Source organism: Sedimentibacter sp., assembly GCF_033447055.1.
Classification (GTDB): domain Bacteria; phylum Bacillota; class Clostridia; order Tissierellales; family Sedimentibacteraceae; genus Sedimentibacter.
In genome coordinates this window covers 1-8,128 of record NZ_JAWQJF010000020.1, presented here as the reverse complement: position 1 = coordinate 8,128, position 8,128 = coordinate 1, and the positions used below count along the sequence as shown (strand labels likewise).

Sequence of the window (8,128 nt, the reverse complement as noted above, 5' to 3'; positions counted from 1 at the left end):
TGATGGAATTCTTGGTCCCAAAACAAGAACATCTATTATTTAATTTCAAAAAACAATGGGTCTGCCTGTGACAGGAATTATTGATAATGAAACTTGGACTACAATGTACCAAAATATAATAGGAATATTAAGAGCCTTGCCTCCTACAGCTATAGCCCTTCCTGCTCTTCTTTATCCAAATATTATATACAGAGAGGGTTCAGAATGTCCGGGTGTATATATATTACAGCAATATCTTTCATTTATTTCAACTGTTAATCCAGCCATACCGCCAGTCTCCTCTGATGGAATATTTGGTCCTGAAACCACAGCCTCTGTAGTAGCTTTTCAAAAACAGTATGGACTTACCGCCGATGGAATTGTACAGGAAACTACATGGAATAAAATAGTAGAAATATATCGTAAGCTTAGATTTGGAAATTAGAGATTATAGAAATCAAAAATTGCTGATTTGAATTATAGGCCACTGATAAAGTCTATTTCTGTCATCCTGAACATTAGTGAAGGATCTCATCTTTGTTGAAACCATGAGATTCTTCGAGCAAGCTCTCAGAATGACAATGACCAAATGTATAGTTTTTCAGTAGTCTGATTTGCTCATCAGCAATTTTTTTGTAAATTTTTCATACAAGCTATTGACAAATATGATTCATTTGCTAAAATAGAGTTAGCACTCATTAGTATCGAGTGCTAACAAGAGATGTGAACAAAGCACTATAATGATTGCGCAAGCAATTAATTCATTATAAGGAAAGGATTAAAATATGGCTAAAAAACAATTTAAATCAGAATCCAAAAGATTATTGGACTTAATGATCAATTCAATTTACACACACAGGGAAATTTTTTTAAGAGAGCTTATTTCAAATGCGAGTGATGCAATTGACAAGAGCTACTATAAGTCTCTTACAGACAACAGCACGGTATTTAACAAAGATGATTTTTACATAAGAATTAAAGTTAACGAAGATGAAAGAACTCTCATTGTTGCTGATACAGGTATTGGTATGACAAAAGATGAACTTGATTCAAACCTTGGAACAATCGCCAAAAGCGGATCTTTCGATTTTAAGGAAAACAATGAAGTTAAAGATGGAGTTGACATTATAGGTCAATTTGGAATTGGATTTTACTCCGCATTCATGGTTGCAAAAAAAGTAACAGTAATAAGCAAAGCATCAGGCTCTGATGAAGCATATAAATGGCAATCAACCGGTGCTGACGGATATACTATAGTTCCTTGCGAAAAAGAAAATGCAGGAACTGAAATCATCATGGAAATAAAAGAAAACACCGAAGGTGAAAATTATGATGAATATATTGATGTATACAATATAAAATCTTTGGTTAAGAAATATTCTAATTTTATCAAATATCCTATAAAAATGATGGTTAAGAAAAGAAAGCTTAAAGAAGGAACTGAAAATGAATATGATGATTATTTCGAAGATGAAACATTAAACAGCATGGTTCCTATCTGGAGAAAAAATAAGAGCGAACTTCAACCTGAAGATTATGAAAATTTTTATAAAGAAAAACATTACGGATATGAAAATCCGCTCAAATATACTCATGTGAGCGTCGAAGGAATTACAAGCTACAATGCAATATTATATATTCCTGCAAAAACACCTTTTGATTTTTATACAAAAGAATTTGAAAAAGGTTTAGAGCTTTATTCAAATGGAGTATTAATCATGAATAAGTGCTCGGATTTGCTTCCTGATTATTTTGGATTTGTCCAAGGATTGGTTGATTCTGCAGATTTATCCCTTAATATTTCCAGAGAAATATTGCAGCATGACAAACAGCTTCAATTCATTGCAAAGAAAATAAAAGAAAAAATAAAGAGCGAACTTTCAGCAATGCTTAAAGAAGATAGAGAAACTTACGAAACATTCTTCAACAACTTTGGCAGAACATTGAAATTCGGAATGTACAGTGAGTGGGGTGCAAACAAAGAAACATTGCAGGATTTATTAATGTTTTACTCATCGACTGAGAAAAAACTTGTAACCCTTGATGAATATATATCACGAATGAAAGAAGATCAAAAATATATTTACTATGCTACCGGAGAAAATGTAGCTAAAATTTCCAGATTGCCTCAAACAGAGCTTATTGCTGATAAGGGTTATGAAATTCTTTACTTCACTGATGAAATAGATGAATTTGCTATTAAGGTACTTATGAATTACAAAGAAAAAGAATTCAAAAATGTATCTAGTTCGGATTTAGATATGAATTCAGAAGAAAATGAAAATGAAGAAAATAAAGAAAACAATAAAGATGTTTTTGATTTCATGAGGGAATCATTAAATGGAAAAGTTAAAGAGGTAAGAGCTTCAAAAAGATTAAAAAATCATCCTGTTTGTTTGGCTTCTGAAGGCGAATTGTCTATTGAAATGGAAAAAATATTGCAGTCAATGCCTGACAATCCAGGTAATATACATGCAGAAAAAATACTTGAAATAAATATAAAACATGAAATGTTTGAAAAAATAAAAAATGCTTATAATAATGATAAAGATAAATTGAAGACACTGTCAAATGTTTTATATAATCAGGCGATGCTTATTGAAGGACTACAAATAGAAGACCCTGTACAATATGCAAATGATGTGTACTCGCTGATTAATAATTAATTATTTAAAAGATGAGATCCTTCGGATAAATACTCAGTATGACAATATGTAGGTTACTGTCATCCTGAAAAAAGTGAAGGATCTTTTTTTATTCTTATTTTAAAACGCTTGAATAAACTATATATTATTGGTATACTGAATATTATTTGTTTTGGAGGTAATTATTTTGATAGAAATTTTAAAGGCCGTCTTGCTTGGTATTGTTCAAGGAATCACAGAATGGCTGCCAATCAGTAGTACCGGCCATATGATATTGGTTGATGAATTTTTAAGCTTAAATTTTTCAGATGTTTACGTTAATACATTTCTAGTTGTAATCCAATTCGGTTCAATTTTAGCTGTACTTACTCTTTACTTTCACAAATTGAACCCATTTTCACCCAAAAAATCACTAGATGAAAAAAAAGACACAATGTCTTTATGGTTTAAAGTTGTTGTGGCAGTTATACCATCAGGAGTTATTGGAATACTGTTTGAGGATAAAATAGATGAATTGTTTTACAATCCTGTTGTTGTAGCTTTAGCCCTTATAATATACGGAGTCATAATGATTTTGATTGAAGGCAGCAGAAGAAGATCAAAAGTTAAAGACTTTTCGAATATGTCCTATGGTCTGGCTTTTGCAATCGGTGTTTTCCAATGTCTCGCACTTATACCGGGAACTTCCCGTTCAGGTTCTACAATAATTGGTGCTATGCTCCTTGGAACATCTAAGTTTGTTGCAACAGAATTTTCATTTTTCATGGCAATTCCAACAATGCTTGGAGCAAGCGCCTTGAAGCTGATAAAAGCAGGTTTTGGATTTTCAGGCTTTGAATGGCTTGTTCTTGGAATTGGCTCCCTTGTAGCTTACTTAGTGTCAATATTTGCAATCAAATTTTTAATGGACTACATAAGAAAGCATGACTTCAAAGCATTTGGCTACTACAGAATAGTACTTGGATTTTTAGTGCTTGCTTACTTTTACATATTTTAATTAATATTACTTTTACATATTTTAATTAATATAAAAAAATTTATTTTAAAAAATGAGATCCTTCGCTAACGCTCAGGATGACATTTATTGTCATTCTGAAGGCGTAAGCCTGAAGAATCTCTTTTTTTATTGTTCAAAGTATTCTTCCAGAGTTAATCCTGATTCAAATACTTTAGTCGCTAATTCTTGTCCTAAATATCTTATGTGCCAAGGCTCAAATAAATATCCTGTAATATCTTCCTTTCCTTTGGGATACCTTATTATAAATCCAAATCTATGAGCATTTTCCGACACCCATTTTCCTTCTTCAGTATCTCCGAAAGTATCATCTAACACATAATTTAAAGCTTCACAAGTAATATCCATTGCAAGACCAGTCTGATGCTCGCTTTGGCCTGGCTTTGCGCTGTATTTGTCAGCTGCTGTCTGCCCGTTGTTTGATACATATGACTTATACAATGCTTCTTGCGTATAATAGGATCTATAGCCTGAACGTGCATACAAGACATACTCCTCTTCATCTTTTGCCGCTGCAAATAATTCCTTTAAAGCTATGTAAGCATCTTTCCTAAGTTGATTTACTTCAGGATTTTCCAATACCGTAGGAACATCATCCAATGAAACCAAATCATCCGGCACGTATGTTTCATTAAGATTATTCTTTCTATTTACCAATACATCGTATGCATATGGTTCGGATACTATTATACCATCATTTTCTTCATTTTCTTCATTAGAAGTATTGTTCTCAGCAGGTGTTTCTTCTTCATTATTTTGTTCTTCAATATTTTGTTCTTCAATATTTTGTTCTTCAATATTTTGTTCTTCAATATTTGATGGTTCTTCTTCATCTTTATTATTAACAGAATCAATTTGTTCTATATCATTATTCTTGTCTTTAAATCTTCCTTCAGCAAAAAACAATGCCGCAAGCAAAATCAAAAACAAGGCAGTTACAACAATTAAAAATTTTCTTATCTTTTGCTTTTTTATTTTTTTCATTCTTTCTCCTCATGAATGCATACTTACTTTAGTAAATGTTTTTCCACATTATAATTGCATCTTCAAGTGGTAGCTGATAATAATTCGGCCTTTTCCCCACTGAAAAAAAACCAAATTTTTTATATAAATTTATTGCAGTCGTATTTGATTCTCTCACTTCAAGTGTCATGTTTTTAATTTCGCTGCATTTGCATACACCAATCATCTTGTCTATGAGCATAGACGCAATTCCTCTGTTTCTGTATTCCGGAAGCACTGCAACATTTGTTATGTGACACTCATCTAAAATTTTCCACATCCCCATATATCCAACAATATTTTTATTTTCCTCGGCACATTCATAATAGGCATGCTCATTTTTAAGCTCACCCTCAAAGGATTCTCTCGACCAAGGCAACGAAAAACATTTTTTTTCAATCTCAATAATTTGACCAATATCATCACTTTTCATATTTCTAATCAATACCCGTTCCATGTTACCCCCTTTCAATATTTCTTTCAGCTTGTGACAACCTCAAATATTGCGGCTTAAAATCTGATGCTGTAACAGTCTCATTATTTTCTGCCATTTTTAAGCCTATATAGCAAAGAGTTGAAGCATTGAGATAATTAAATTTACTTGGTGCAAATACTGTCTTTCTGTTTAATTTTTCTTCAATAATATTTTTGTAATTAACCGAACCATCTCCGCTAAATATAATAGTTCCCTCAAATTCATTAAGCAATTCAATCAATTCATCAATGTTGCATGGAAACTGGTCCTTCACAGCAACAACATTATCATTCTCCCATTTGTAAATTCCTGTATATACTCTTCCAGCCTTTGCATCCATTATAGGCACGATTAATTTGTCTGTATCATAAATATTGCCTGCCAAAGATTTTATAGTAGGTATATTTGCAATAGGAATATCAGCAGCATAAGCCATGCTTTTAGCAATTGCTGCACCTATTCTCAGACCTGTATAAGACCCCGGTCCTTCGGAAACAGCAATTACATCTATATCTTGAAGTTTTATTCCTAATTCATTCATCAAATCTTCAACTAACGGCATCAGCTTTTCAGAATGTGTTTTTTTGTGACTAAGTGTGTATTCACCTAAAATATCATTTCCATCAGCAACTGCACATGACGCTGTTATTGATGCTGATTCAATTGCAAGTACTTTCATGATTTTTTAACTCCTCTGTTATTTTTTCATAAACAAGTCCCTTGCCATCAATGAATAAGGTTCTGCGACTGTCATCTAATCTTTGTATTTTTATATTAATTCTGTTTTCCGGAAGTATTTTTACGATTTTTTCAGACCATTCTATAATAGTTACACCCTCAGAATATATATATTCATCATAGCCTAAATCATACATATCATCTTCTGATTCAATTCTGTATACATCCATGTGGTAAAAAGGAAGCAATCCTTGGTATTCTTTTATTATTGTAAAAGTAGGGCTTGTAATATATTCTTTTACGCCAAATTCTTTAGCTATAAATTGTGTCAGAGCAGTTTTTCCAACACCTAAATCCCCATCAAGACATATTACTGTGCCCTTTTCCAGATGTTGGCTGATTATTTTTCCTACTTTTTCTGTTTCTTGTAAATTATTTACTGTAATTTTCATCTTTTTTCCTTCTTTTTAAAAACAGATCAGCAATTGCTCATATATCGCTCATCTATGGCTATTATACATTTACACATTTAAAAAATCAAGAAATAATAATTGAGTTAAAGTTCGTATTAACATACACATAAAAATTTAATTGAAGAACATATAACTACATGTTATAATACCTAGGATATATTTTTGAAACTACAATATAAGCAGTGTTAATTAATTAATTGAGTGAATAATATTAATAATACAAATATAGAAATTATAAAGGAGCATAACAATGAATATTAATTTTAAACATATATATTTTATTGGAATTGGCGGAATAAGCATGAGTGCTTTAGCTGAAATAATGATCGATGAAGGCGTAAAAGTTTCAGGTTCTGACAGAAGCAGTTCTCATATTATTAAAAAGCTTGAATCTATGGGAATTAAAATAAACATAAATCATGAAAGCAAAAACATAACTGATGATATTGACCTTGTAGTATATACTTCAGCAATTTCTAGCGACAACCCTGAACTTTTAAGAGCACAGGAACTAAAATTGAAAATTATGGACAGAGCCGAATTTTTAGGACTAATTATGAAAAAATACAAAAATGCAATATGTGTTTCAGGTACTCACGGCAAAACAACAACAACCGGCATGCTGTCTTCAATATTAATAGAAACAAATTTGAAACCCACAATATTTTTAGGCGGAGAAATGGATTCTTTAGGAGGCAATTTAAAACACGGCTCCTATGACATGCTTTTAACTGAAGCATGTGAATATAAAAGAAATTTTCTGAAATTCAATCCAACGATGGAGTTGATTTTAAATATAGATGAAGATCATCTTGATTATTATAAGGACTTAAAAGATATTGAAAACGCATTTGTAGAATATGGAGAAAAATTGCCTGAATACGGTCATTTAATTGTTAATGTTAAAAACGAAGATTTATTTAAACATTTGAATTGCAATGTAATTACTTTTGGAATGGATGACAGCGCAAAATATTATCCTGATAACATTAAACTTCTTCCTTCCCCTTCATATACATTAATGCGAGGCAAAGAAAAAATCACTGAAATAAGCCTTAAAGTATTCGGCGAACACAATTTATTAAACTCAGTTGCAGCAGCCGCTGCATGCATGTCTCTTGGTATAGAAAGCTCAATAATAAAAGATGGATTGTTTAACTTTTCCGGAACTCACCGCAGATATGAATACAAGGGAACCTGCAATAATGCAACAGTTATTGATGATTATGCACACCATCCATCAGAAATGAAAGCAACATTAAAAACTGCCAAAACCTATACAAAAGGCAAAATAATTACAGTTTTCCAGCCTCACACATTTACAAGAACTATAAAACTTTTGGACGGATTTGCAAAAGCTCTGTCACTGTCTGATGAAGCAATTCTTTTAGACATATATGCCGCAAGGGAAAAAAACACCGGTGAAGTACATTCAAAAGATATTATCAGTAAAATGAAAGAATATTCTAAAGATGCACACTATGCAGAAAACTTCCAGGCTGCTGCTGATATAATAAAATCATTAGCTCATAAAGGTGATATTATAATTACCATGGGCGCCGGAAATGTAAACGAAGTAGCAGAACTTATAATAGAAAAATAATCAAAAGATGAGATCCTTCGCTGGCGCTCAGTATGACATGCGTTTTCTGTCATTCTGTGGGCTTGCCCGAAGACACAGCGGGGATTTACAGCGGGGATTTACAGCGGGGACGGACTACAGCGGGGATTTACAGCGGGGACGATACAGCGGGGACGGTCCTTTTTTTTACAGCGGGGACGGTCCTTTTGGAGTCTTTACAGCGGGGACGGTCCTTTTGTTTACAGCGGGGACGGTCCTTTTGGAGTCTTTACAGCGGGG

At 32.6% G+C, this 8,128-nt stretch carries 9 protein-coding genes and 1 pseudogene; 6 read left to right on the top strand and 4 right to left on the bottom strand.

Annotation, left to right across the window (positions count from 1 at the left end; genetic code table 11):
* Positions 1-46 precede the first annotated feature (46 nt).
* From SA378_RS11635 to SA378_RS01400, 4 genes and pseudogenes are all read left to right on the top strand, one after another.
* A pseudogene (locus SA378_RS11635) lies at positions 47-103 on the top strand (peptidoglycan-binding protein); the annotation flags it as partial.
* A complete protein-coding gene (locus SA378_RS01410; RefSeq protein ID WP_412178659.1) occupies positions 104-424 on the top strand; it encodes a peptidoglycan-binding domain-containing protein in 321 nt (106 codons plus the stop codon). It abuts the pseudogene before it with no gap.
* 340 nt (positions 425-764) lie between these two features.
* Positions 765-2,645: a molecular chaperone HtpG gene (htpG, locus tag SA378_RS01405; protein WP_318524208.1), complete on the top strand. Its 1,881-nt coding sequence runs from the start codon at positions 765-767 to the stop codon at positions 2,643-2,645.
* Positions 2,646-2,811: 166 nt separating this feature from the next.
* On the top strand, positions 2,812-3,621 hold the full coding sequence (locus SA378_RS01400; RefSeq protein ID WP_318524207.1) for an undecaprenyl-diphosphate phosphatase: 810 nt from the start codon (positions 2,812-2,814) through the stop codon (positions 3,619-3,621).
* 126 nt (positions 3,622-3,747) lie between these two features.
* Here SA378_RS01400 and SA378_RS01395 read toward each other — a convergent pair whose 3' ends face one another.
* The 4 genes from SA378_RS01395 to tsaE are packed head-to-tail and all read right to left on the bottom strand — an operon-like array spanning position 3,748 to position 6,246.
* A complete protein-coding gene (locus SA378_RS01395) occupies positions 3,748-4,623 on the bottom strand; it encodes a M15 family metallopeptidase (RefSeq protein ID WP_318524206.1) in 876 nt (291 codons plus the stop codon).
* 28 nt (positions 4,624-4,651) lie between these two features.
* Positions 4,652-5,098 carry a ribosomal protein S18-alanine N-acetyltransferase gene (rimI, locus tag SA378_RS01390; protein ID WP_318524205.1) on the bottom strand — a complete coding sequence of 149 codons (447 nt, stop codon included), beginning with the start codon at positions 5,096-5,098 and terminating at the stop codon, positions 4,652-4,654.
* Between the two features lies 1 nt (position 5,099).
* Positions 5,100-5,795: a tRNA (adenosine(37)-N6)-threonylcarbamoyltransferase complex dimerization subunit type 1 TsaB gene (gene tsaB, locus SA378_RS01385; protein ID WP_318524204.1), complete on the bottom strand. Its 696-nt coding sequence runs from the start codon at positions 5,793-5,795 to the stop codon at positions 5,100-5,102.
* The gene (gene tsaE / locus SA378_RS01380) at positions 5,776-6,246 is read right to left on the bottom strand and encodes a tRNA (adenosine(37)-N6)-threonylcarbamoyltransferase complex ATPase subunit type 1 TsaE (RefSeq protein ID WP_318524203.1); all 471 of its coding nucleotides are present in this window, start codon (positions 6,244-6,246) and stop codon (positions 5,776-5,778) included. Before tsaE ends, tsaB begins: the two co-directional genes overlap by 20 nt.
* 271 nt (positions 6,247-6,517) lie before the next feature.
* Between tsaE and murC the strand changes: the two genes are divergently transcribed.
* Both murC and SA378_RS01370 read left to right on the top strand, forming a co-directional pair.
* The gene (murC, locus tag SA378_RS01375; protein ID WP_318524202.1) at positions 6,518-7,870 is read left to right on the top strand and encodes a UDP-N-acetylmuramate--L-alanine ligase; all 1,353 of its coding nucleotides are present in this window, start codon (positions 6,518-6,520) and stop codon (positions 7,868-7,870) included.
* Positions 7,871-7,877: 7 nt separating this feature from the next.
* Positions 7,878-8,128, top strand: a 251-nt coding sequence (locus tag SA378_RS01370; RefSeq protein WP_318524201.1) for a hypothetical protein, incomplete at its 3' end; no start/stop codon positions are given.